This window comes from Streptomyces sp. NPDC033165 (assembly GCF_055577965.1).
This window is the reverse complement of record NZ_JBVIPK010000009.1, coordinates 68,020-92,517: the sequence shown is the minus strand read 5'-3', so window position 1 is coordinate 92,517 and position 24,498 is coordinate 68,020. Positions and strand designations below refer to the sequence as shown.

Genomic DNA, 24,498 nt, shown 5'->3' with positions numbered 1-24,498 from the left:
CACCACATGCCCCAGCACACCTCCGGGTCTGACCGCGCGGCAGTACCACCCGTTGCGCGTGGCACTGTGCGCCCTCCCGCCCCCTCCTCGCTCGACGAACTGTGGCGTTCGTACAAGACCACGGGCGACGAGCGGCTGCGGGAGCAGTTGATCCTGCACTACTCGCCGCTCGTCAAGTACGTCGCGGGCCGGGTGAGCGTGGGGCTGCCGTCCAATGTCGAGCAGGCCGACTTCGTCTCCTCCGGAGTCTTCGGACTGATCGACGCCATCGAGAAGTTCGACATCGAGCGGGCCATCAAGTTCGAGACGTACGCGATCACCAGGATTCGCGGCGCGATGATCGACGAACTGCGGGCCCTGGACTGGATCCCCCGGTCCGTCCGGCAGAAGGCGCGCAACGTGGAGCGCGCCTACGCCACGCTGGAGGCGCAGCTGAGGCGTACGCCCTCCGAGGCCGAGGTCGCCTCGGAGATGGGCATCGCACTGGAGGAACTCCACGCTGTTTTCAGCCAGTTGTCCCTGGCGAACGTGGTCGCCCTGGAGGAGTTGCTGCACGTTGGCGGGGAGGGCGGCGACCGGCTGAGCCTGATGGACACTCTGGAGGACACCGCTGCCGACAATCCGGTGGAGGTCGCCGAGGACCGCGAGCTGAGACGGCTGCTCGCACGCGCGATCAACACCCTCCCCGACCGGGAGAAGACCGTGGTGACCCTCTACTACTACGAGGGCCTGACCCTCGCGGAGATCGGCAACGTCCTAGGGGTGACGGAGAGCCGTGTCAGCCAGATCCACACCAAGTCCGTCCTCCAGCTCCGGGCGAAACTGGCCGACGCGGGCCGCTGACGCTCCCTCCCCGGCTCTCTTCCCGACCCCTCCCGGCCACTCGGTCGGAGGCCGTGCCCTTCCCTCGGACCCCTGCCGCCGTAGAGTGGATGCGTGCCCAGGATTCGAGCGGCCTCCGTGGCCGAGCACCGGACCATGCAGCGCGGCGCCCTCCTGGACGCCGCGCGCTCCCTGCTGTCCGAGGGTGGTACGGAGGCGCTGACCTTCCCCGCACTCGCCGAGCGCACGGGCCTCGCCCGGTCCTCCGTGTACGAGTACTTCCGCTCCCGAGCCGCGGTCGTCGAGGAGCTGTGCGCCGTCGACTTCCCCGTCTGGGCGGCCGAGGTCGAGAACGCCATGCAGCGCGCCGAGACGCCCGAGGCGAAGATCGAGGCGTATGTGCGCCGGCAGCTGGACCTCGTCGGCGACCGCCGCCACCGCGCCGTCGTCGCGATCTCCGCGAGCGAGCTCGACGCCGGCGCCCGGGAGAAGATCCGGGCCGCGCACGGCGCGCTGATCGCCATGATCGTCGAGGCCCTCGGCGACCTCGGTCACACCCAGCCGAGGCTGGCCGCCATGCTCCTCCAGGGCTCGGTGGACGCCGCCGTGCGCCGTATCGAGCTCGGTGTCGCGGAGGAGCCGGGCGTCATCGCCGACACCGCCGTCGCGATGGTCCTGCGCGGTGTGCGCGGCTGACCCGGCCCCGCGCCCCGAGGAACGCCCCCGCCGTCGCGCTTTCCGGCTCCGGCACCCCGAACACCGGCAGCAGCCGCGAAGGGCCTCGCCGCAGCAGCGAGGGCGGCAGTAGCGAGAGCGGGTCCAGATAGGCGTCCCCGCGTCGCAGCCCCCAGTGCAGGCAGCCCGCCGCGCAGTGGAAGGGCCCCTCCTCCAGCGCTCCGACCGGCTGCCCGGCCCGCACGCTCGCGCCTTCCTCGACCAGCGCCCGCACCGGCTCGTACGTCGTGCGCAGCGGGGGCGACCCGCTGCCGCCGACCTCGATGGCCAGCACCCCGCGTCCCGCCACCCGCCCCGCGAACGACACCCGGCCCCCGGCGGCCGCCAGCACCGGGGCGCCCGGCCCCGCCGCGAGGTCGACGCCGCGATGACCGGGCCCGTACGGACCGGCAGGCGGCTGCCACCCCCGTAACACCGCGGGTCTCCCCGTCAGCGGCCAGCTCCGCTCGCCGCCATCGGTGTCAGTGTCGGCATCGGCACCGGTGCCCGCCCCCGGCGAGGACGCCGCGGCCACGGTCGGCACCACGGCTCTGCCCGGCGCGGGCAGCCCGGTCGGGAGCAGCACGTACAGCAGGAACACCGGCAGGAGCGGGAGCAGGAGCAGGGTGGGGAGAGCGGGGGAGCGGCGTCGGCCGGGGTGGGTGCACATGTCCGCCACCATCGCCCGGAGCCCGGAATTCCGGTGATCATGGACCGTTCCTGTGGACTACTCGCCGGTTGTGGACATCGCCGTCACCCGGCACCCGGCGGGTCCCGTACACTTCTTACGGCGATCCGGGTCACCGGGTCGACTTCGCACGCCCCGCCACCTCCCTCTTCGAGGAGGTGGCCGCGCTCCTCGGTCCCTCGTGGCACGGCGCGTCGGGGCGTCAGGCGCGACAGCAATCCTGCGGTCGCGACAACCGAGCACCTCAAGGAGTACGGCCATGGCCGTCGTCACGATGCGGGAGCTGCTGGAAAGCGGCGTCCACTTCGGTCACCAGACCCGTCGCTGGAACCCGAAGATGAAGCGCTTCATCTTCACCGAGCGCAACGGCATCTACATCATCGACCTGCTCCAGTCGCTGTCGTACATCGACCGCGCCTACGAGTTCGTCAAGGAGACCGTCGCCCACGGCGGCTCCATCATGTTCGTGGGTACGAAGAAGCAGGCCCAGGAGGCCATCGCCGAGCAGGCGACGCGCGTCGGCATGCCGTACGTCAACCAGCGTTGGCTCGGTGGCATGCTCACCAACTTCTCCACCGTCTACAAGCGCCTTCAGCGTCTGAAGGAGCTTGAGCTCATCGACTTCGAGGACGTGGCCGCCTCCGGCCTCACCAAGAAGGAGCTCCTGGTCCTCTCGCGCGAGAAGGCCAAGCTGGAGAAGACCCTCGGTGGTATCCGCGAGATGCAGAAGGTGCCCAGCGCCGTCTGGATCGTCGACACCAAGAAGGAGCACATCGCCGTCGGTGAGGCGCGCAAGCTCCACATCCCGGTCGTCGCGATCCTCGACACCAACTGCGACCCCGACGAGGTCGACTACAAGATTCCGGGCAACGACGACGCGATCCGTTCCGTCACCCTGCTCACCCGCGTGATCGCCGACGCCGTCGCCGAGGGCCTCATCGCCCGCTCCGGCGCCGCCACCGGCGACTCGAAGCCGGGCGAGAAGGCCGCCGGCGAGCCGCTGGCCGAGTGGGAGCGCGACCTGCTGGAGGGCGACAAGAAGGACGAGACCGCGGCTGCCGCCGAGGTCCAGTCCTCCGCCGAGACCGAGAAGGTCGCCGACGCCGAGAAGCCGGCCGAGGCCGTCGCCGAGGCCGAGGCTCCGGCCGCGGACGCCGAGCAGGCCTGACACCCGTCACGGCTACTGACGGCGGGGGCCGACGCCACAAGCGTCGCCCCCGCCGTTCACCCGTAGATCTTTCAGACTTCGAGAGAGACATACAGACTCATGGCGAACTACACCGCCGCTGACGTCAAGAAGCTCCGCGAGCTCACCGGCGCCGGCATGATGGACTGCAAGAAGGCGCTCGACGAGGCCGACGGCAACGTCGACAAGGCCGTCGAGGCGCTCCGTATCAAGGGCCAGAAGGGCGTCGCCAAGCGCGAGGGCCGCTCTGCCGAGAACGGTGCCGTCGTCTCCCTCATCTCCGAGGACCAGACGTCCGGCGTTCTCCTGGAGCTGAAGTGCGAGACGGACTTCGTCGCCAAGGGTGAGAAGTTCCAGGCCGTCGCCAACACCCTCGCCGCCCACGTCGCCGCGACCTCCCCGGCCGACCTCCAGGCGCTGCTCGCCTCCGAGATCGAGGCCGGCAAGACCGTCCAGGCGTACGTCGACGAGGCCAACGCCAACCTCGGCGAGAAGATCGTCCTGGACCGCTTCGCGCAGTTCACCGGCGAGTACGTCTCCGTGTACATGCACCGCACCATGCCCGACCTGCCCCCGCAGATCGGTGTTCTGGTCGAGCTGGACAAGGCCGACGCCGAGCTGGCCAAGGGCATCGCGCAGCACATCGCCGCCTTCGCCCCGAAGTACCTGTCCCGTGAGGACGTCCCGGCCGAGGTCGTCGAGGCCGAGCGCCGCGTCGCCGAGGAGACCACCCGCGCCGAGGGCAAGCCCGAGGCCGCGCTCCCGAAGATCGTCGAGGGTCGCGTCAACGGTTTCTTCAAGGAGGCCACCCTCCTCGGCCAGCCGTACGCGCTGGACGCCAAGAAGTCGGTCCAGAAGGTCCTGGACGAGGCCGGTGTCACCCTGAAGCGCTTCTCGCGCATCAAGGTCGGCATCTGAGTCCGTCCGGGCGAACAGCACCGGACCCGATAGGGTCGAGGGGGTATCCGGCACATCATGACCGGGTCCGCGACGCCTGGCACGGCACCTCGCCGCGTTGCCGAAACGCCCGAATCGCTCCGCGATGAGGACGTTCCAGCGCCTTGCGATGCACCGCACCGGACGCCGCGGCCTCTCCGGCCCTGACGCACCGGACACCCCCAGGTGCAGTCGACGGCCGCACCCACGCCGGACGACCGCAGATCTGACGAGGAGGCCATTGCCGCTGTAGGGACACCAGACCCACCGGCAATGGCCTTCTTCGTATGTGCACGAGGAGAATTTCCATGGACAAGGGCGCGGACGCCATTCAGGCCGACGACAAGCGCGACGACGACAAGGGTTCCGGGCGCTTCATGCTGAAGCTCTCCGGTGAGGCATTCGCCGGTGGCGGCGGCCTCGGCGTCGACCCCGACGTCGTGCACACCATCGCCCGCGAGATCGCCGCCGTCGTACGCGACGGCGCCCAGATCGCGGTGGTCATCGGGGGAGGCAACTTCTTCCGTGGTGCCGAGCTCCAGCAGCGCGGCATGGACCGGGCCCGGTCCGACTACATGGGCATGCTCGGCACCGTCATGAACTGCCTGGCGCTCCAGGACTTCCTGGAGAAGGAAGGCATCGACTCGCGCGTCCAGACCGCCATCACCATGGGCCAGGTCGCCGAGCCGTACATCCCGCTCCGTGCCGTACGGCACCTGGAGAAGGGGCGCGTCGTCATCTTCGGCGCCGGTATGGGCATGCCGTACTTCTCCACCGACACCACCGCCGCCCAGCGCGCCCTGGAGATCGACGCCGAGGCGCTGCTCATGGGGAAGAACGGCGTGGACGGTGTCTACGACTCCGACCCGAAGACCAACCCCGACGCGGTGAAGTTCGACGCGCTGGAGTACGGCGAGGTGATCTCCCGCGATCTGAAGGTCGCCGACGCCACCGCCATCACGCTCTGCCGTGACAACCAGCTCCCGATCCTCGTCTTCGAGCTGACCGCCGAGGGCAATATCGCTCGTGCGGTCAAGGGTGAGAAGATCGGCACGCTCGTGAGCGACGCGAGCACCCGGGCCTGACGGCCCCCCCAGGATGGACAACGGCCTGCCGGTCGGACACCGCGCAGGTGAGGACGCGACGCAGGACCCGCAGGGCCCGACGATGACGATGCCGGGCCCACCCAAGACACGCAGGAGCACGTGGTGATCGAAGAAATCCTCCTTGAGGCCGAGGAGAAGATGGAGAAGGCCGTCGTCGTCGCGAAAGAGGACTTCGCCGCGATCCGTACCGGCCGTGCGCACCCGGCGATGTTCAACAAGATCGTCGCCGACTACTACGGTGCGCTGACCCCGATCAACCAGCTGGCCTCGTTCTCGGTTCCCGAACCGCGGATGGCCGTCGTGACGCCGTTCGACAAGACGGCGCTGCGCAACATCGAGCAGGCGATCCGCGACTCCGACCTCGGCGTCAACCCGAGCAACGACGGCAACATCATCCGGGTGACCTTCCCGGAGCTCACCCAGGACCGCCGCAAGGAGTACATCAAGGTCGCCAAGAGCAAGGCCGAGGACTCCAAGATCTCGATCCGCTCCATCCGACGCAAGGCCAAGGAAGCCCTCGACAAGCTCGTCAAGGACAAGGAGTCCGGCGAGGACGAGGTGCGCCGCGCCGAGAAGGAGCTCGACGACACCACCGCGAAGTACGTCGCGCAGGTGGACGAGCTGCTCAAGCACAAGGAAGCCGAGCTGCTCGAAGTCTGATGAACGACTCTTCCTGGGGCGCCCCGCAAGGAGCGGGTTACTGGGGCACGCCCGAGATGAGGGCTGCCCCGGCGGGTCCTGCCCACGATGTGCATGACGCCCAGCAGACTCGGCCCATGCCCAACGTGCCGGACGTTCCCGACGCAGGTAGAGACGCAGCCGACCGCGCCGACCGGGACGGGGATGCCGCTCACGTCAGCGGCCCCCTGTTCCGTGACGAGATGCCGCAGGAGCCCATGTCCACCCCGCTGCCGCCCCCGCCGCAGAAGAAGCGCGCGGGGCGTGATCTGCGCGCCGCCATAGGGGTGGGCGTGGGTCTCGGTGCCGTCATCGTCGCCTCGCTGTTCATCGTGAAGGCCGTCTTCGTCGGCGTGATAGCGGTCGCCGTCGTCGTCGGCCTCTGGGAGCTCACCTCCCGGCTCCAGGAGCGCAAGGGCATCAGGGCGCCCCTGGTACCGCTGGCCGTCGGCGGAGCCGCGATGGTCATCGCCGGTTATGTCCGGGGCCCTGAGGGGGCCTGGGTCGCCATGGCCCTCACCGCCCTGGCGGTGCTGGTGTGGCGGATGACCGAACCGCCGGAGGGATATCTCAAGGACGTCACCGCCGGGGTCTTCGCGGCGTTCTACGTCCCCTTCCTGGCCACCTTCGTCGCCCTGCTGCTGGCGGCGGACGACGGGCCGTGGCGGGTCCTCACCTTCCTCGTCCTCACCGTGGTCAGCGACACCGGCGCGTACGCCGTCGGCTGGCGCTTCGGCAAGCACAAGCTCGCCCCCCGCATCAGCCCCGGCAAGACCCGCGAGGGCCTGCTCGGAGCGGTCGCCTTCGCGATGGTCGCCGGCGCGCTGTGCATGGAGTTCCTGATCGACGAGGGCGCCTGGTGGCAGGGACTGCTGCTCGGCCTCGCGGTCGCGGCCAGCGCCACCCTCGGCGACCTGGGCGAGTCCATGATCAAGCGGGACCTCGGCATCAAGGACATGGGCACCCTGCTCCCCGGCCACGGCGGCATCATGGACCGGCTGGACTCGCTGCTGCCCACCGCGCCGGTCGTGTGGCTGCTGATGGTGCTGTTCGTCGGCTCCGGCTGAGCCACCGCACACCCCGTCCCACCTGCAATTCTTTACGGTGAGGGCTCGTTGTCCACAGGGCGGCGGGCCCTCACCCGTCTGTCTGCGACACTGGATGAACCATGCCTAAGCCCGGAGAACTCACTTTCGTCGCGCCCCGCGGAGCCAAGAAGCCCCCGCGGCACCTCGCCGACCTCACGCCCGCCGAGCGCAAGGAAGCGGTCGCCGAGACCGGCGAGAAGCCGTTCCGCGCCCAGCAGCTCTCGCAGCACTACTTCGCGCGTTACGCGCACGACCCGGCCCAGTGGACCAACATTCCCGCCGGGTCCCGGGAGAAGCTCGCCGAGGCGCTGTTCCCCGAGCTGATGTCCGTGGTCCGCCACATCAGCTGCGACGACGACACCACCCGTAAGACCCTGTGGAAGCTGCACGACGGCACGCTCGTCGAGTCCGTCCTGATGCGCTACCCGGAGCGCGTCACGATGTGCATCTCCTCGCAGGCGGGCTGCGGGATGAACTGCCCCTTCTGCGCCACCGGGCAGGCCGGGCTCGACCGCAATCTGTCGACCGCCGAGATCGTGCACCAGATCGTCGACGGCATGCGCGCCCTGCGCGACGGCGAGGTGCCGGGCGGCCCCGCCCGGCTGTCCAACATCGTCTTCATGGGCATGGGCGAGCCGCTCGCCAACTACAAGCGGGTCGTCGGTGCCATCCGCCGGCTCACCGACCCCGAGCCGGACGGCCTCGGCCTCTCGCAGCGCGGGATCACCGTCTCCACCGTGGGCCTCGTCCCGGCGATGCTGCGCTTCGCCGACGAGGGCTTCAAGTGCCGCCTGGCCGTCTCGCTGCACGCCCCGGACGACGAGCTGCGCGACACCCTGGTCCCCGTCAACACCCGGTGGAAGGTCCGCGAGGTCCTGGATGCCGCGTGGGAGTACGCGGAGAAGTCGGGCCGCCGCATCTCCATCGAGTACGCCCTGATCCGGGACATCAACGACCAGGCCTGGCGCGGTGACCTGCTCGGCAGGCTCCTCAAGGGCAAGCGGGTCCACGTCAACCTCATCCCGCTCAACCCCACGCCCGGCTCCAAGTGGACCGCCTCGCGCCCCGAGGACGAGAAGGCGTTCGTCGAGGCCATCGCGGCCCACGGCGTGCCCGTCACCGTCCGGGACACCCGGGGCCAGGAGATCGACGGGGCCTGCGGGCAGCTGGCGGCCTCCGAGCGCTGACAGCGGCCACCTCTCCGGGGCGGACGAAAACCGCCGGTGTAGCCTGGGCCCCGCAATCAACTGCATATTCCGACAGGGGAGCGCCACAGCGCTGAGAGTGCGGCACCAAGGACAGGTTGGCCGCAGACCCTCTGAACCTCGCCCGGGTCATTCCGGGTAGGAAGTTCGGACCTTACTCAAGCTGTTGCGCCCTGCCCGCTTCCGGTTACGGCTCCGGCGGCGGGCGGGGCCGCGTCTCTTCCTGGTCACCTCCAGGAGGACCACATGAACACCACCACGAAGTACGCGGCGACCGCGCTCGCCGCCGCGCTCGGCGTCACCGTGCTCGCGGGCTGCGGCAGCGACGACGGCACGGCGGGCTCCGGCGCCTCCAAGGGCAGCGGTTCCAAGACCGTGACCCTGGTCAGCCATGACTCCTTCACCGTCTCGGACGACGTGCTGAAGGCGTTCACCGACGAGACCGGCTACACCGTCGAGATCCTCAAGAGCGGCGACGCCGGGGCCGCGCTCAACCAGGAGATCCTGACCAAGGGCTCCCCGCGCGGTGACGTCTTCTTCGGCGTCGACAACACCCTGCTCTCCCGCGCCCTCGACAACGGTCTCTTCACCGCGTACGAGGCCAAGGGCCTGGACCGGGTCGCCAAGGGCACTCAGCAGGACGAGAAGCACCGGGTGACGCCGGTCGATACCGGTGACATCTGCGTCAACTATGACAAGCAGTACTTCGCGGACAAGAAGCTCGCGCCGCCGGAGACCTTCGAGGACCTGCTGAAGCCCGCGTACAAGAACCTCCTGGTGACCGAGAACGCGGCCAGTTCCTCGCCCGGCCTCGGCTTCCTCCTCGGCACCATCGCCAGCCAGGGCGAGGACGGCTACGAGGCGTACTGGAAGAAGCTCAAGGCCAACGGCGTCAAGGTCGTCGACGGCTGGGAGCAGGCGTACAACGAGGAGTTCTCCGGCTCCGCGGGCGGCAAGAAGACCAAGGCGGACCGGCCGCTCGTCGTCTCCTACGCCTCCAGCCCGCCCGCCGAGGTCCTCTACGCCGACCCGCAGCCGAAGGAGGCCCCCACCGGGGTCGCGACCGGCACCTGCTTCCGGCAGACCGAGTACGCCGGGCTGCTGACCGGGGCGAAGAACGAGGAGGGCGGCAAGGCCCTGCTGGACTTCATGATCAGCAAGACGTTCCAGGAGGACATGCCGCTGAACATGTTCGTGAACCCCGTCGTGACGGACGCGGAGCTTCCCGAGCTGTTCACTGAGTTCGGCGAGACCGTCGAAGCGCCCCCCACCGTCACGCCCGAGAAGATCACCGCCAACCGTGAGCAGTGGATCAAGTCGTGGCAGTCGCTCGTCCTGAGGTAGGGCCCGAAGCGGAGCCCGAAGCGGAAGCCGTGCCGCCCGGCCGTGGGCCCGGGCGGCGGGGAGCCGCGGTGCGGCTCGGCCTGATGGCCGTGCCCGTCGCGTTCTTCGCCGTCTTCTTCGCCTACCCCGTCTCCGCGATCGTCGGCCGCGGGGTGAAGGCGGACGGCGTCTGGCAGTTCGGGCGGATCGGTGAGGTGCTGGCCCGCCCGGACATCCTCGACGTCCTCTGGTTCACCACCTGGCAGGCCCTCGCCTCGACCGCGCTCACGCTGCTGATCGCCCTGCCCGGCGCGTATGTCTTCGCCCGCTTCGACTTCCCGGGCAAACAGGTGCTGCGGGCGGTCGTCACCGTGCCGTTCGTGCTGCCGACCGTCGTCGTCGGCACCGCGTTCCTGGCGCTGCTGGGGCGCGGCGGGCTCCTCGACGAGCTGTGGGGCCTCCGCCTCGACACCACCGTGTGGGCGATCCTGCTGGCCCACGTCTTCTTCAACTACGCCGTGGTCGTCCGGACGGTCGGCGGGCTGTGGTCCCAGCTGGACCCGCGTCAGGAGGAGGCCGCCCGGGTACTCGGCGCGGGACGGTTCGCCGCCTTCCGCCGGGTGACCCTGCCCGCACTCGCCCCCGCCGTCGCCGCCGCCGCGCTGATGGTCTTCCTCTTCACGTTCACCTCCTTCGGCGTCGTGCAGATCCTCGGCGGACCGGCGTACTCCACCCTGGAGGTGGAGATCTACCGGCAGACCGCGCAACTGCTCGACCTGCCGACCGCCGCCGTGCTCACCATGGTCCAGTTCGCGGCCGTCGGCGCGATCCTCGCCGTGCACGCCGTGACCGTACGCCGCCGGGAGCGGGCGCTGAAGCTCGTCGACCCGGCGCAGACGTCCCGCAGGCCGCGCGGCGCCGGACAGTGGGCGCTGCTCGGCGGCGTCCTGCTCACCGCGCTGCTGCTGATCCTGCTGCCGCTCGGAGTGCTGGTGGAGCGGTCCTTCGACGGACCCGGCGGTTACGGCTTCGGCTACTACCGGGCCCTCCAGTCCGCCGGGTCGGGCGGCTCCTCCACCTTCCTGGTGCCGCCGCTGGAGGCCGTCGGGAACTCCCTGCGGTACGCGCTCGTCGCCACGCTCATCGCCCTCGTCGTCGGCGGGCTCGCGGCCGCGGCCCTGACCCGCCGGGCGGGACGGCTCGTGCGGGGCTTCGACGCGCTGCTGATGCTGCCCCTGGGGGTCTCCGCCGTCACCGTCGGCTTCGGCTTCCTCATCACCCTCGACGAGCCGCCGCTCGACCTGCGCACCTCCTGGATCCTGGTCCCGCTGGCCCAGGCGCTGGTCGGTGTCCCCTTCGTCGTACGGACCATGCTGCCCGTGCTGCGCGCGGTCGACGACCGGCTGCGGGAGGCCGCCGCCGTGCTCGGGGCCTCGCCGCTGCGGGCGTGGCGGGAGGTCGATCTGCCGCTGGTGCGGCGGGCTCTGCTGGTCGCGGCGGGGTTCGCGTTCGCCGTGTCGCTCGGGGAGTTCGGCGCCACCGTGTTCATCGCGCGGCCGGACAACCCGACCCTGCCGGTCGCCGTGGCCCGGCTGCTGGGCCGGTCCGGGGAGCTCAACTACGGGCAGGCGATGGCCCTCAGCACGATTCTGATGCTGGTGTGCGCGGTGTCGCTGCTGCTCCTCGAACGCATCCGCACCGACCGATCCGGGGAGTTCTGAACGACATGCTGAGCTTGCAGGCGGCCACCGTACGGTTCGGGAAGCGGGCCGCGCTCGACGCCGTCGACCTGGAGGTCGCCGACCACCGGATCTCTTGCGTCCTCGGGCCCAGCGGCAGCGGGAAGTCCACCCTGCTGCGGGCCGTCGCGGGCCTCCAGCCCATGGACGGCGGGCGGGTGCTGCTGGCCGGGCAGGACCAGGCGGGCGTCCCGGTGCACCGGCGCGGCCTCGGCCTGATGTTCCAGGACCATCAGCTCTTCCCGCACCGGGACGTCGGCGCCAACGTCGCCTTCGGGCTGCGCATGCACGGCACCGGGCGTGCCGAGTCCGAGCGCCGGGTCCGGGAGCTGCTGGAGATGGTGGGCCTGCCGGGAGCCGAACGCCGGGCGGTCGCCGCCCTCTCCGGCGGCGAACAGCAGCGCGTCGCCCTGGCCCGGGCGCTGGCCCCGCGCCCCAGGCTCCTGATGCTGGACGAGCCGCTCGGCCAGCTCGACCGCAGCCTGCGCGAACGGCTCGTCGTCGAACTGCGCACCTTGTTCAGGGAGCTGGGTACGACGGTGCTCGCCGTCACCCATGACCAGGGCGAGGCGTTCGCGCTCGCCGACCGCGTCGTCGTGATGCGGGACGGCAGGATCGCCCAGGAGGGCAGCCCGCTGGAGGTCTGGCAGCGTCCCGCCTCCGCGTTCGTCGCCCGCTTCCTCGGCTTCGACAACGTCACCGCGGCCACGGTCACCGGACAGGCCGCCGCCACCGTCTGGGGCAAGGTCCCGGTGCCCGAGGGCTCCCCGCAGGGCGAGGCCGATCTGCTGGTCCGCCCCGCCGGGGTCCTGATCGGCGCCCCCGAGGAGGGCCTGCGCTGCACGGTCGGTGTCCGCACCTTCCGCGGCAACCATGTGACCGTGCGCCTGACGCCCGAGAACGCGCCGGTGCTGGAGGCCGAATGCGCCCTGCGCGACACCCCGGACGAGGGCGCGGCCGTGGGCGTCCGCTTCGACGCGGCGGAGACGGTGGTGCTGGCGGATTCAGGGCAGCCGTCGCAGGCGTGAGAGGCGGCCCTCAGGAGCCGGAGGCCCCCGCCACCACCAGCCCCAGCTCGTACGCCAGGATCACCGCCTGAGCCCGGTCCCGCAGCCCCATCTTCGCGAACAGCCGGTTGATGTGGGTCTTCACCGTGTGATCGGTGATGGTCAGCCGGTCCGCGATGTCCGCGTTGGACAGGCCCTGGGCGATCAGGACGAGCACCTCGGCCTCGCGCGCGGTCAGCCCCTCGACGGAGCGCGGCGGGCGAGCGCCGGCCCGCTGCCGGGTGAACTCGGAGATGAGCCGCCCGGTGATCTCGGGGGCCAGCAGGGCGTGCCCGTCGGCCACCACCCGGACCGCGTGCAGCAGTTCGGGAAAGGTCGCGTCCTTCAGGAGGAAGCCGCTGGCCCCGGCGGTGAGGGCGTCGTACACGTACTCGTCCAGGCCGAAGGTCGTGAGCATGAGCGCCCTCGTCGCCCCGCCGGACGCGGCGACGATCTCCCGGGCCGCGTCGATGCCGCCGAGCCGGGGCATCCGGATGTCCAGCAGCGCCACGTCGGGCCGCAGTGCGGCGGCGGCACGGATCGCCTGCTCGCCGTCCTCCGCCTCCCCGACCACCTCGATGTCGTCCTGGGTGTTCAGCAGACTGGAGAACGCCGTCCGTACGACCGCCTGGTCGTCGGCCACCAGTACCCGGATCACCACGGAAGTTCCGCCTCCACCAGAAAGCCACCGGCCGCACCTCGGCCGGTGGTGAGTCTGCCACCGAGCAGGGTGGCCCGTTCGGCCATCCCCACCAGGCCGTGCCCCGCGCGGTCCGGGGTGTCGCCGGACACGCCGGGCCCCGGCCCGTCGTCGGATGCCCGGACCGTCAACAGGCCCGGCCGGTAGTTCAGTTCCACGACCGTGCGGGCACCCGGGGCGTGCCGCCGGGCGTTCGTCAGGGCCTCCTGGACGATCCGGTACGCCGACAGCTCCCAGGACGCGGGCAGGGGGACGCGCTCGCCGGTGACGCGCAGCTCGGCCGTACCGCCCGCCGCCCGGTGCTGGTCGAGCAGATCGTCGAGACCGGCCAGCGACGGCTGCGGGGCGGTGAGCGGGACCGGTTCGGCGCCGTCGCCCGTCCGCAGCACCCCGAGCAGCCGCCGCAGCTCCGCCATCGAGGAGCGCGCCGTGCCCGCGATCTCCTGGAAGGCGTCCCGCGCCGGGGGCGAGAGATCGGGCGTCGTGTACGTGGCGCTCTCGGCCCGCACCGCGATCACCGACACCGAGTGCGCGATCATGTCATGCAACTCCCGTGCTATCGAGGCACGTTCCGCCTCGGCCGCCTGCCGCCGCTCCATCGCCAGCAGCCGGGACTGGGCGGCGGCCCGGGTATGCCGGCTCTCCTCGCGCGCCCGCACCGCGTCCCCCGTGCTCACCGCACCAAGGATCATCACCGTCAGCACCAGCGTCTCGGCGTAGAGGCCGAGGCTGAAGCGGTCGGTGCCCTGGAGCGCGGGCAGCCCGGGGGAGCCGTCCCGCGCCCACCGGTCGATGTGCACCAGGTTGACGGTCAGCGCCGCCAGCGAACCGGCCAGCACGACGACCGCCGGATGCTGCACCCGGTGCCGCCCCAGGGTGTAGCAGCCGATCAGGGACCCGGCGACGGTCGCGTACGCCATGTTGCCGTCGGTGGCGAAGCTGAGCAGAGCCGCACCCACGGTCAGGAACCCCACGGCGGGCCACGCCGACCGCAGCGTCAGCGAGGCCGTGCAGACCAGCACCCCGAACGCCGTGACCGCCGAACCCGGCACGACGACCAGCTCCACGACGGCGAAGAGCGTCAGCGCCGCCCCGGTCAGCCAGGCGTACGAGGGTGCCGCCGCCCAGCGCCGCAGCCGCTGCCGCACACCGCCGGCCGGCGGTGGAGCGGTCGCCGTGGGGGCGGTGGCGGCGGCCGGGCGGTCCGGCGTGATGGTGCGCGTCATACGGCGATTCTTCGTCACCGCCGGGGGTGGCCGCATCGGAGCACGGGTGGAGTTCGGTGTGCCGTGTCATGCCACGGGTTGATCCGGAGGACCGGAGGGTGGTGTGACGATCGGCGAGCGGCCCGTTCCTAGCCTCGGATCCATGGCCACCATCGCGCCCTTCACCCCTTCTGACCAGTACCGAAAGCGTCCACCGCTGCCCGGCGGCGCCGCCTGGTGGGCGTTCTGCGCGGCCCCTGCGTCGGCGCTCGCCGCCTTCTCCTCGCTCGGCCCGCACCGCGTCTGGGGAACCGCCGCCGCACTCGGCTACACGGCCGCCGCGCTGCTCGCCGCACGCGGGCGGAGCCCCCGTACGGCCGGTGCGGTCGCCGTCACCGGGGCGGTGCTGCTGCCCCTGCTGGTGCTGCTCGCCGTGGACCGGGCGCAGTTGGAGGTGCGGGTGGTGGCGCGCTCGGCCGGGCTGCTGCTCGCCGAGGGGACCCCGTACCTCCAACAGCCCCTGGTACCCGCGGACTTCAACCCGTACCTCCCGGGCATGGCGGTCTTCGGGCTGCCGGAGGCCGTGGCCGGACCAGGGCCGCTCACCGACCCCCGGCTGTGGATGGGAGCGGCGTTCCTGGGGGCGTTCGCGCTCGCCCTCCCGGCTGGTTCCCGGCGCGAGCCGCTGCGCTGGATCGCCGCCTGCCCGCTGGTGGCCCTGCCGCTCGCGGTCGGGGGCGTCGACCTGCCCCTGGCCGGACTGATGTGCCTCGGGCTCGCGTCGGCCGGGCAGGGGAGAGCGGACGCGGCCGGACTGGCGCTCGGTCTGGCCGCCGCCCTCAAGTGGACGGCCTGGCCCGCGATTCCGGTTGCCCTCGCGCTGCTGGCCGCGGCCCCCCGGGCCGAGGGCCGCCCGGGGAGCCGCACCGCCCCGCGCTGCGGGCTCGTCGCCCTCCTCACCACGGCCGTGCTCGTCCTGCCCGCCGCCCTGCGCGACCCGGGTGCCTTCCGCGCCCATGTCGTCGACTTCCCGCTCGGGCTGACCGACGCGGTCTCCGCCGCCGCCAGCCCGCTCCCCGGCCACCTGCTCGCCGCCCATGTCCCCGGCGGCAGGACCCTGGCGCTGCTCCTGCTCGGGGCCAGCGCTCTCCTCCTGGCCCTCTCCCTGCTCGTCCGGCCCCCGGAGACGGCGACAGCCGCGGCGGGGAGGCTCGCGGTCGGGCTGTTCCTGGCCATCGCGTTCATGCCCGCGACCCGGTTCGGCTACCTGGTGCACCCGCTGGTCCTCGCGGCGTGGGCGGCCGCCCGGCACGCACCCGTCCACCCCCTTCTCGTACGGGTACGGAAGCAGGCCTGCCGATGACGCGTCGGCGCACCCTCGTGGTCACCAACGACTTCCCGCCGCGCCAGGGCGGCATCGAGACCTTCGTCCACGCCATGACCAGCCGGTTCCCCGCGGACTCCGTCGTCGTGTACACCTCCGCCGAACCGGGGGCAGCCGCCCACGACGCCGGTCTGCCGTACCCCGTGATCCGCGACCCCGCCCGGATGCTGCTGCCGACCCCGCGCGTCACCGCCCGCGCCGCGGACCTCGCCCTCCGCCACGGCTGCGACGGCGTCTGGTTCGGGGCCGCCGCACCGCTCGGGCTGATGGCGGACCGGCTGCGGCGGGAGGCCGGGGTGCGGCGGGCCGTCGCCACGACGCACGGGCACGAGGTGTGGTGGGCCCGCACCCCCGGTGCCCGGGCGCTGCTCGGGCGGATCGGCGAGCGGACCGACGCGGTGACCTACCTCGGCGCGGCCACCCGCGCGCCCATCGCCGCCGCGCTCGGCCCGGCCGCCGCCCGCCGCATGGTGCGCCTGGCGCCCGGGGTGGACGCGGCGGCGTTCCGGGTACGGCCCGGGGCGCGGGAGGCTCCGGGGGTTCCGGCCCACGGGGTCCGGGAACGGTACGGGCTCGGCGCGCGGCCGGTGATCCTGTGTGCGGCGCGGCTCGTCCCGCGCAAGGGCCAGGACACCCTGATCCGCGCCCTGCCCGCCGTGCGGCGCGCGGTGCCCGGCACCGTACTGCTGCTGACCGGGGACGGGCCGTACGCCCGCACCCTGCGCCGGCTCGCGGCGGACACCGGGGTCGCGGACGCGGTGGTCCTGGCGGGCGGGCAGCCCCACACGGCCATGCCCGCGCACTACGCGGCCGCCGACGTCTTCGCCATGCCGTGCCGCACCCGCAGGCGCGGCCTGGAGGTGGAGGGGCTCGGCATCGTCTTCCTGGAGGCCGCCGCCGCCGGGCTGCCGGTCCTCGTCGGCGACTCGGGCGGCGCGCCCGACACCGTACGGGACGGGGAGACCGGTCATGTGGTCGACGGGCGGGACGTGGCCGCCGTCGCGGACCGGCTCGTCGCGCTGCTGCTCGACCGGGCGGCGGCCGCGGAGATGGGGGAGAAGGGCCGGGCCTGGGTGCGCGAGGCGTGGGGGTGGGAGAGCGCGTACGAGACCCTCGCGGGGCTGCTGCGGCCCTGACCTCCGCGGTGCCGTCCGCCCTCGGCCGTACGCCGCGACAGCGCGCCCCCGGCCCGGCAAGCTGGAGGCCGGACCCCGTACGCCGCAGGCCGTGCGGCACCGACGTCGACAAGGACCGTGACCATGACCGACGCCACCCGCGAGGGCATCGACATCACCCGCGTCCTGCACGCCCCGCAGCAGCGGGTCTTCGCGGCCTGGACGTCACCGGAGGACTTCGCCGCCTGGTACGGGGGAGAGGCGGACGTCCCCCTGGACCGGGTGGCGATGGACGTGCGGCCCGGTGGCTCGTGGAGCCTGGTCATCGTGATGCCGGGCGTCGAGATGCCCTTCCGCGGGGTCTACCGCGAGGTCAGCGAGCCCGACGGGCTGGTCTTCACACTGAAGGACGGCTCAGCCCCCGAGCACTCCGAGGGCGAGGTCGTGACGGTCGCCTTCAGCGACCTCGGGGGCGGCCGGACCGAGCTGGCCTTCCAGCAGCGCGGCGGCCACCTCACCCCCGAGCAGTACGCGGCGGCCGAGGACGGCTGGGAGGCCTTCTTCGACGCCCTCGCCGACCGCCTCGCCACCCACCCCTGAGCCCGTCGGCCCATGAGCCCGGTGGCCCAAGGGGCGCTCACTTCGCCAGCGGAAGCGCCGCCAGCTGGGCGATCACCCAGGTCAGCGGGGCGAACAGCGCCAGCAGAGCTCCCGCCCGCAGGGCCGTCGCCGACCGCAGCGCCGAGGCCGGGGCGCCCATCCTCAGCAGCGCCTGCGCGGTGTGCGCGCGGGCGTGCTTGGCCTCCAGGGCGGTCGTCAGCAGCGTCGCCGTCGTACAGCCGAGGACCAGCACCGCGCCGAGCGCGGTGAGCGGGCCGTAGGGGCGTTCGTCGCCCCCGTACAGCGTGGATGCGGCGATCGCCGCGGCCAGCACCGCGCAGACGACTCCGAGCGGGCGGCCGATCCGGCGCGCCTCGTCCATCAGGACCCGCCCCGCCAGCAGCCGCACGGCACCGGGGCGCACCGCTTGGAGCGCCCTGCCGCACAGATGGGTCAGCCCCGGTCCGGCCATGGCCAGGCCGATCGCGGTGAGCGTCCACCCGATGAGCACCGCCACCGGAGTGGAGTCGAAACGGCCGGGCAGCGGGAACGGGTTCCCCGCCGCCTCCCGTGACGCGTACGCCTCGACCGCGAGCCCGGCGGCCGTCAGCGCCACGCCCCAGGGCAGGCCGGTCGGGGCGGGCACGGGAGCGGGCAGTTCCTCGGAGCCGAAGGTGTCCCGCGCCGGGTCGGGCCGGGACCGCAGGGCCAGCGCGCTCGCCGTCGCCGAGGCGAGCGGTACGAGGGCCAGCAGCATCAGCGCGGCGGCCGGCGGCAGCGGGGTGCCCGCCCCGAGGAACTCCGCCGCACCGCCGTCGAACGGCATCCCGGTCAGATCGCCGCGCAGATGCAGGAAGAACAGCAGGGCCACCATCGAGCCCAGCGTGGTGGAGACGGCCGTGGAGACCGCTGCCAGCACCGACAGCCGCACCGGCCCGAGGCCCACCGAGGAGAGGCCCGGCCGGGGCCGGGTGCTCGGGTCCGTACGGGCCACCGCCACGGCGAACTGCACGGTCGCGACCAGCGGGACGAAGCACCACAGCAGCCGCAGCACCGAACCGGAGGACGCGGGGTGCGCCGAGGCGTATCCGAGGACGGCCAGGAGGAGGAAGCCGACGCCCGCCGACGCGGCGGCGACCAGCAGCCGCCGGACCAGGACGAGGGGGTGGGAACCGCGGGCTAGACGGAGAGCGAGCACGCCGCGCGGCCCTCCGCTTCCGGTTCCGCGGGCAGGGAGACGGTGGCCACGCGGCGGCCGTCCAGCAGCGGGACGTTCCGGTCGGCGAGGGCGGCGACCTCGGCGTCATGGGTGGCCAGGATGACGGTGATGCCGTGCGAGCGGGCCGCGGTGGTCAGGGTGCGCAGGACCTGGGTGCGGTCGGCGCGGTGCAGCGTCGCGGTCGGCTCGTCGGCGAAGATCACGGTCGGTGAGGCGCACAGGGCACGGGCCACCGAGATCCGCTGGCGCTGCGCCTGGAGCAGGGCGTGCGGCCGCTTCCTGGCGAAGGCGGCGATGTCGAGGCGCTCCAGCCACTCGGTGGCGGCCTTCCTGGCACTGCGGTGCGAGGTTCCGCGCAGCAGCAACGGCAGGGCGGTGTTCTCCCAGACGGTCAGCTCCGGGACCAGTTCCGGATCGGCGGCGATCCAGCCGAAGCGCTCCCGCCGCAGCCGCTCGCGGACCCGTGGAGCCATGGTGTGGACGGGGACGCTGTTGAACCAGACCTCGCCCTGGTCGGGCACGAGCCGGCCCGACAGGCAGTGCAGCAGGGTGCTCTTCCCGCTGCCGCGCGGGCCGGTCACGGCCAGGATCTCGGCGTCCCGGACACCGATGGAGACACCGCCCAGACCGGGCGAGCCGTTGTGGGAGTGGTGCAGGGAACGCGCCCAGATCACGTCGTTGTCCGGCGGGGCCACCATGGCGTACACCTCGGTTCAGGTCGGATTTCCTGTTCCCCCGTACGGGGGAACGAAGACGCGGCCGATCGGTCACTCGGCACCGTAGATAGTCGGACCGGTGCGGGCGCACAGCACGCGGCCCGGATGCAGCCCTTCTCACTCGAACGGGCGTATCCGGGCCGATGGACCGTATGAAATGACCCCTGGATGATCATCATCCAGGGGTCATGACAGGGGTCAGAGCTTCGTCCAGGCCTCCGTCAGCACGGCCCGCAGGATGCCCTCGATCTCGTCGAACGTCGACTGGTCGGAGATCAGCGGCGGGGCGAGCTGGACGACCGGGTCGCCGCGGTCGTCGGCCCGGCAGTACAGCCCGTTCTCGTACAGCGCCTTGGAGAGGAAGCCGTACAGGACGCGCTCGGTCTCCTCGTCGGTGAACGTCTCCTTGGTGGCCTTGTCCTTCACCAGCTCGATGCCGTAGAAGTACCCGTTGCCGCGGACGTCGCCGACGATCGGCAGGTCGTGCAGCTTCTGGAGCGTCGTCAGGAAGGCGTTCTCGTTGTCGAGGACGTGCTGGTTGAGGTTCTCGCGCTCGAAGATGTCGAGGTTGGCGAGGCCCACCGCGGCGGAGACCGGGTGACCGCCGAAGGTGTAGCCGTGCAGGAAGGTGTTGCCGCCCTGGTAGAACGGCTCCGCGATCCTGTCCGAGACGATGCAGGCGCCGATCGGGGAGTAGCCCGAGGTCATGCCCTTCGCGCAGGTGATCATGTCCGGTACGTAGCCGAACTTGTCGCAGGCGAAGATCGTGCCGAGGCGGCCGAAGGCACAGATGACCTCGTCGGAGACGAGCAGCACGTCGTACTGGTCGCAGATCTCGCGGACCCGCTGGAAGTAGCCGGGCGGCGGCGGGAAACAGCCACCGGCGTTCTGCACGGGCTCCAGGAAGACGGCCGCGACGGTCTCCGGGCCCTCGAAGAGGATCTCCTGCTCGATCTGGTCGGCGGCCCAGCGGCCGAAGGCCTCGGGGTCGTCGCCGAAGAGCGGGGCGCGGTAGATGTTGGTGTTCGGCACCTTGTGCGCGCCGGGGACCAGCGGCTCGAAGGGGGCCTTCAGGGCCGGGAGGCCGGTGATGGACAGGGCGCCCTGCGGGGTGCCGTGGTAGGCGACGGCGCGCGAGATGACCTTGTACTTGGTCGGCTGGCCCTTGAGCTTGAAGTACTGCTTGGCCAGCTTCCAGGCCGTCTCGACGGCCTCGCCGCCACCGGTGGTGAAGAAGACCTTGTTGAGGTCGCCCGGGGCGTAGTCGGCGAGGCGCTCGGCCAGCTCGACCGCCTTGGGGTGGGCGTAGGACCACACCGGGAAGAAGCCCAGCTCCTGGCCCTGCTTGTACGCCGTCTCGGCGAGCTCGTGACGACCGTGGCCGGCGTTGACCACGAACAGGCCGGAGAGACCGTCCAGGTAGCGCTTGCCCTTGTCGTCGAAGATGTACGTTCCCTCGCCACGCACGATGGTGGGAACGGGCGCGTTCTCGTAGTCCGACATGCGGGTGAAGTGCATCCACAGGTGGTCGTACGCGGTTCGGCTGAGGTCCTTGCTCACGGCTATCGGGTTCCCCACATATAGGTCTGCTTCTTGAGCTTGAGGTAAACGAAGCTCTCGGTGGAGCGCACGCCGGGAAGGGTCCGGATGCGTTTGTTGATCGTCTCCAGCAGGTGGTCGTCGTCCTCGCAGACGATCTCCACCATCAGGTCGAAGGAGCCCGCGGTCATGACCACGTACTCGCATTCGGCCATGGCCGACAGGGCCTCGGCCACCGGGTCGAGGTCGCCCTCGACATTGATGCCGACCATCGCCTGCCGCCGGAGCCCCACGGTGAGCGGGTCCGTCACGGCGACGATCTGCATCACGCCTTGGTCGAGCAGCTTCTGGACGCGCTGGCGCACAGCCGCTTCGGAGAGGCCGACGGCCTTGCCGATCGCGGCGTACGGACGGCGTCCGTCCTCCTGGAGCTGCTCGATGATTGCGAGGGAGACGGCATCGACCGCTGGCGGTGATCCGTTCCCGTTCCTGGAGTCTGCGCTGCGACTGGCCACAGACCCACTCTGCACCGCTCCTCGTCCGTCTCGCAACCCCAGATCGATGAAATTCGTTGTTCAAGTGCTTGGATCTCACTGAATCCGAAGTTTGGGGCGGGTGGGTATGTCGAAAGCGTCGCCGAAGCGATTAGGGTGGACGTCTCACCCATCGGACAGCCGACAGGAGGGGTGGTTGTGACCACCGAGGTGCGCCGTCTGCGCAACTACATCAACGGAGAGTTCCGGGACGCCGCGGACGGGCGGACCATCGATGTGGTCAGCCCGGTGACGGAAGAGGTCTACGCGACCTCGCCGCTCTCCGGCCAGGCCGATGTCGATGCCGCCATGGAAGCCGCCGCGGCCGCGTTCCCGGCCTGGCGCGACACGACGCCCGCCGAGCGTCAGAAGGCCCTGCTGAAGATCGCGGACGCCTTCGAGGAGCGCGCCGAGGACCTGATCGCCGCCGAGTCGGAGAACACCGGCAAGCCGCTCGGCCTCACCCGCAGCGAAGAGATCCCGCCGATGGTGGACCAGATCCGCTTCTTCGCGGGCGCCGCCCGGCTCCTTGAGGGCCGCTCGGCCGGCGAGTACATGGAGGGTCTGACCTCCATCATCCGCCGCGAGCCGGTCGGCGTCTGCGCCCAGGTCGCGCCGTGGAACTACCCGATGATGATGGCCGTGTGGAAGTTCGCCCCGGCCCTCGCCGCCGGCAACACGGTCGTCATCAAGCCGTCCGACACCACCCCGGCGTCGACGGTCCTGATGGCCGAGATCATCGGGCAGATCCTCCCCAAGGGCGTCTTCAACGTCCTGTGCGGCGACCGGGACACCGGCCGCGCCATGGTCGAGCACCCGACCCCGGCGATGGCCTCCATCACCGGTTCCGTACGGGCGGGCATGCAGGTCGCCGAGTCCGCGGCCAAGGACGTCAAGCGGGTCCACCTGGAGCTCGGCGGCAAGGCGCCCGTCGTGGTCTTCGAGGACACCGACATCGAGGGCGCCGTCGCGGGCATCTCCGAGGCGGGCTTCTTCAACGCGGGCCAGGACTGTACGGCCGCCACCCGCGTCCTGGTCCACGAGTCGATCCACGACGAGTTCGTCACGGCGCTCGCCAAGGCCGCCGCCGACACGAAGACCGGGCAGCCGGACGACGAGGACGTGGCGTACGGCCCGCTCAACAACGCCAACCAGCTGAAGCAGGTCAGCGGCTTCATCGAGCGGCTCCCCGCCCACGCCAAGGTCGAGGCGGGCGGCCACCGGGTCGGCGACAAGGGCTACTTCTATGCCCCGACCGTCGTCTCCGGCCTCAAGCAGGACGACGAGATCATCCAGAACGAGGTCTTCGGCCCCGTCATCACCGTCCAGTCCTTCACCGACGAGAAGCAGGCCGTCGAGTACGCCAACGGCGTCGAGTACGCGCTCGCCTCCTCCGTGTGGACCAAGGACCACGCCCGTGCCATGCGGCTGTCCAAGAACCTCGACTTCGGCTGCGTGTGGATCAACACCCACATCCCGCTGGTCGCCGAGATGCCGCACGGCGGGTTCAAGAAGTCCGGCTACGGCAAGGACCTCTCCGCGTACGGCTTCGAGGACTACACGCGCATCAAGCACGTGATGACGTCCATCGAGGGCTGACCGGCCTCTCCAGCTGTACGAGGACGGCCCCGGGCTCCCGCCCGGGGCCGTTCCCGTGCGCCCCCGCCCTGTACAGGGTGTGCGGAACAGGCCCGCCCCGCTGGACGGTTGGTCCATTGCCCGCCCCGCCGCCCGACCGGCATCCTGCGCGGGTGCGAGCGATCAGGAACAACCCCATGTCCCGTCGTTCCCTGCTGCGCGCCCTCGGGGCGTCGGCGGCCGGGACCGCCCTGGCCGGCTGCGGGGTCCCCGCCGCCTTCGTCGAGCCGGGCGACCGGGCCGGGCACGACAGCTCGGAGACCGACCCCACCCTGCACTTCGCCAACTGGCCCCTCTACATCGACACCGACGACGAGGACGAGTCGAAGCGGCCCACCCTGGACGCCTTCACGGAGCGGACCGGGATCTCCGTCACGTACACCGAGGAGATCAACGACAACGACGAGTTCTTCGGGAAGATCAGCCCCGCGCTGATGAACCGCCAGCAGACCGGCCGGGACCTCATCGTCATCAGCGACTGGATGGCCGCCCGCTTCGTCCGGCTGGGCTGGGTCCAGGAGATGGACCGGGCGAGGCAGCCCAACGTCGCCAAGTACCTCGACCCGCAGTTGCGGAACCCCGCCTTCGACCAGGGGCGCCGCCACAGCGTCCCCTGGCAGTCCGGGATCACCGGCATCGCCTACAACCGCAGGAAGCTCGGCCGCGAGATCCGGTCCACCGGCGACCTGTGGGCGGACGACCTGCGCGGCCGGGTCACCCTGCTCTCCGGGCTCGACGAGTCGTTCGCGCTGCTGATGCAGGGAAACGGCGTCGACATCACCCGGTGGACCGCCGACGACTTCCACGAGATCTGCGAGCAGACGGAGCGGCGGGTCCACTCGAAGCACATCCGCCGCTTCACCGGCAACGACTACATCAAGGACCTCGCCACCGGCGACGTGCTCGCCTGCCAGGCGTACTCCGGCGACGTCATCCAACTCCAGGCCGACAACCCGGACATCGAGTTCGTCGTGCCCGAGGAGGGCGCCGAACTGTGGGCGGAGTCCCTGATGATCCCCAACCTCGCCCGCCACAAGCGCAACGCGGAGCGGCTGGTGGACCACTACTACGACCCCGAGGTCGCCGCCGAACTGGCCACCTGGGTCAACTACGTCTGCCCCGTCCCCGCCGCCCGCGACGTCCTGGCCTCGGCCAAGGATGAGGAGACCGCCGCACTGGCCGAGGACCCGCTGGTCTTCCCCGACGACGCGATGCGGAAACGGCTCGCCATCGCGCGCGACATCACCTCCGAGGAACGGATGGACTTCGCCAAGAAGTGGAACGCCATCGTCGGCTTGTGAAGCCCTAGCAGGGGTGC

Annotated in this window: 23 protein-coding genes; 16 read left to right on the top strand and 7 right to left on the bottom strand. The window is 71.4% G+C overall.

The features are described 5' to 3' along the window. Positions 1 to 6 precede the first annotated feature (6 nt). The gene (whiG, locus tag ACZ5WC_RS21885) at positions 7 to 843 is read left to right on the top strand and encodes an RNA polymerase sigma factor WhiG (protein ID WP_015611763.1); all 837 of its coding nucleotides are present in this window, start codon (positions 7 to 9) and stop codon (positions 841 to 843) included. Between the two features lie 117 nt (positions 844 to 960). Continuing rightward, the gene (locus ACZ5WC_RS21880) at positions 961 to 1,518 is read left to right on the top strand and encodes a TetR/AcrR family transcriptional regulator (RefSeq protein WP_468542513.1); all 558 of its coding nucleotides are present in this window, start codon (positions 961 to 963) and stop codon (positions 1,516 to 1,518) included. On the opposite strand, the gene ACZ5WC_RS21875 is transcribed toward ACZ5WC_RS21880, so the two are convergent. Next, on the bottom strand, positions 1,469 to 2,206 hold the full coding sequence (locus tag ACZ5WC_RS21875; protein ID WP_468542372.1) for a murein hydrolase activator EnvC family protein: 738 nt from the start codon (positions 2,204 to 2,206) through the stop codon (positions 1,469 to 1,471). The two genes, ACZ5WC_RS21880 and ACZ5WC_RS21875, sit on opposite strands and share 50 nt — an antisense overlap. Before the next feature lie 277 nt (positions 2,207 to 2,483). Here ACZ5WC_RS21875 and rpsB point away from each other — a divergent pair, with 277 nt between their 5' ends. The 9 genes from rpsB (at position 2,484) to ACZ5WC_RS21830 (ending at position 12,513) form a co-directional block, all read left to right on the top strand. Further along, positions 2,484 to 3,392 (top strand): 30S ribosomal protein S2, encoded by a 909-nt coding sequence (rpsB, locus tag ACZ5WC_RS21870; protein WP_019766411.1) that lies wholly within the window; start codon positions 2,484 to 2,486, stop codon positions 3,390 to 3,392. A 99-nt stretch (positions 3,393 to 3,491) separates the two neighbouring features. Next, positions 3,492 to 4,328, top strand: coding sequence for a translation elongation factor Ts (tsf, locus tag ACZ5WC_RS21865; protein WP_096626392.1), 837 nt, complete (start codon positions 3,492 to 3,494; stop codon positions 4,326 to 4,328). Positions 4,329 to 4,654: 326 nt separating this feature from the next. Then, positions 4,655 to 5,431, top strand: a complete 777-nt coding sequence (pyrH, locus tag ACZ5WC_RS21860) for a UMP kinase (protein ID WP_468542371.1) — start codon at positions 4,655 to 4,657, stop codon at positions 5,429 to 5,431. A 123-nt stretch (positions 5,432 to 5,554) separates the two neighbouring features. After that, positions 5,555 to 6,112 (top strand): ribosome recycling factor, encoded by a 558-nt coding sequence (frr, locus tag ACZ5WC_RS21855; RefSeq protein ID WP_073771532.1) that lies wholly within the window; start codon positions 5,555 to 5,557, stop codon positions 6,110 to 6,112. After that, positions 6,112 to 7,197, top strand: a complete 1,086-nt coding sequence (locus tag ACZ5WC_RS21850; protein ID WP_468542370.1) for a phosphatidate cytidylyltransferase — start codon at positions 6,112 to 6,114, stop codon at positions 7,195 to 7,197. The genes frr and ACZ5WC_RS21850 overlap by 1 nt, the downstream gene beginning before the upstream one ends. Before the next feature lie 101 nt (positions 7,198 to 7,298). Beyond that, the gene (rlmN, locus tag ACZ5WC_RS21845; protein WP_096626399.1) at positions 7,299 to 8,405 is read left to right on the top strand and encodes a dual-specificity RNA methyltransferase RlmN; all 1,107 of its coding nucleotides are present in this window, start codon (positions 7,299 to 7,301) and stop codon (positions 8,403 to 8,405) included. Between the two features lie 264 nt (positions 8,406 to 8,669). Continuing rightward, positions 8,670 to 9,767 carry a thiamine ABC transporter substrate-binding protein gene (locus ACZ5WC_RS21840; protein ID WP_468542369.1) on the top strand — a complete coding sequence of 366 codons (1,098 nt, stop codon included), beginning with the start codon at positions 8,670 to 8,672 and terminating at the stop codon, positions 9,765 to 9,767. 83 nt (positions 9,768 to 9,850) lie between these two features. Then, positions 9,851 to 11,467: an ABC transporter permease gene (locus ACZ5WC_RS21835; protein WP_468542512.1), complete on the top strand. Its 1,617-nt coding sequence runs from the start codon at positions 9,851 to 9,853 to the stop codon at positions 11,465 to 11,467. A gap of 5 nt (positions 11,468 to 11,472) precedes the next feature. Next, a complete protein-coding gene (locus ACZ5WC_RS21830; RefSeq protein ID WP_468542368.1) occupies positions 11,473 to 12,513 on the top strand; it encodes an ABC transporter ATP-binding protein in 1,041 nt (346 codons plus the stop codon). 10 nt (positions 12,514 to 12,523) lie between these two features. Here the strand turns inward: ACZ5WC_RS21830 and ACZ5WC_RS21825 are convergent, their stop codons facing one another. Both ACZ5WC_RS21825 and ACZ5WC_RS21820 read right to left on the bottom strand, forming a co-directional pair. Then, a complete protein-coding gene (locus ACZ5WC_RS21825) occupies positions 12,524 to 13,192 on the bottom strand; it encodes a response regulator (protein ID WP_468542367.1) in 669 nt (222 codons plus the stop codon). Continuing rightward, positions 13,186 to 14,457, bottom strand: a complete 1,272-nt coding sequence (locus tag ACZ5WC_RS21820; protein WP_468542366.1) for a sensor histidine kinase — start codon at positions 14,455 to 14,457, stop codon at positions 13,186 to 13,188. Before ACZ5WC_RS21820 ends, ACZ5WC_RS21825 begins: the two co-directional genes overlap by 7 nt. 142 nt (positions 14,458 to 14,599) lie before the next feature. Between ACZ5WC_RS21820 and ACZ5WC_RS21815 the strand changes: the two genes are divergently transcribed. From ACZ5WC_RS21815 to ACZ5WC_RS21805, 3 genes are all read left to right on the top strand, one after another. After that, positions 14,600 to 15,799: a hypothetical protein gene (locus ACZ5WC_RS21815; protein ID WP_468542365.1), complete on the top strand. Its 1,200-nt coding sequence runs from the start codon at positions 14,600 to 14,602 to the stop codon at positions 15,797 to 15,799. Further along, entirely contained in the window at positions 15,796 to 16,956 is a 1,161-nt protein-coding gene (locus tag ACZ5WC_RS21810; RefSeq protein WP_468542364.1) for a glycosyltransferase family 4 protein, read from the top strand. The genes ACZ5WC_RS21815 and ACZ5WC_RS21810 overlap by 4 nt, the downstream gene beginning before the upstream one ends. Before the next feature lie 123 nt (positions 16,957 to 17,079). Next, positions 17,080 to 17,535, top strand: coding sequence for an SRPBCC family protein (locus ACZ5WC_RS21805; RefSeq protein ID WP_468542363.1), 456 nt, complete (start codon positions 17,080 to 17,082; stop codon positions 17,533 to 17,535). A 37-nt stretch (positions 17,536 to 17,572) separates the two neighbouring features. Here ACZ5WC_RS21805 and ACZ5WC_RS21800 read toward each other — a convergent pair whose 3' ends face one another. From ACZ5WC_RS21800 to ACZ5WC_RS21785, 4 genes are all read right to left on the bottom strand, one after another. Next, positions 17,573 to 18,733 (bottom strand): hypothetical protein, encoded by a 1,161-nt coding sequence (locus ACZ5WC_RS21800; protein WP_468542362.1) that lies wholly within the window; start codon positions 18,731 to 18,733, stop codon positions 17,573 to 17,575. Further along, on the bottom strand, positions 18,715 to 19,452 hold the full coding sequence (locus ACZ5WC_RS21795) for an ABC transporter ATP-binding protein (protein WP_468542361.1): 738 nt from the start codon (positions 19,450 to 19,452) through the stop codon (positions 18,715 to 18,717). The genes ACZ5WC_RS21800 and ACZ5WC_RS21795 overlap by 19 nt, the downstream gene beginning before the upstream one ends. A 216-nt stretch (positions 19,453 to 19,668) precedes the next feature. Further along, entirely contained in the window at positions 19,669 to 21,048 is a 1,380-nt protein-coding gene (locus ACZ5WC_RS21790; protein WP_468542360.1) for an aspartate aminotransferase family protein, read from the bottom strand. Next, positions 21,033 to 21,524 (bottom strand): Lrp/AsnC family transcriptional regulator, encoded by a 492-nt coding sequence (locus ACZ5WC_RS21785; protein WP_468542359.1) that lies wholly within the window; start codon positions 21,522 to 21,524, stop codon positions 21,033 to 21,035. The genes ACZ5WC_RS21790 and ACZ5WC_RS21785 overlap by 16 nt, the downstream gene beginning before the upstream one ends. A gap of 177 nt (positions 21,525 to 21,701) precedes the next feature. On the opposite strand from ACZ5WC_RS21785, the gene ACZ5WC_RS21780 reads away from it, so the two are divergent. Next, positions 21,702 to 23,141, top strand: a complete 1,440-nt coding sequence (locus tag ACZ5WC_RS21780; protein ID WP_468542358.1) for a gamma-aminobutyraldehyde dehydrogenase — start codon at positions 21,702 to 21,704, stop codon at positions 23,139 to 23,141. 176 nt (positions 23,142 to 23,317) lie between these two features. Then, entirely contained in the window at positions 23,318 to 24,481 is a 1,164-nt protein-coding gene (locus tag ACZ5WC_RS21775) for an ABC transporter substrate-binding protein (protein ID WP_468542357.1), read from the top strand. Positions 24,482 to 24,498: the final 17 nt, after the last annotated feature.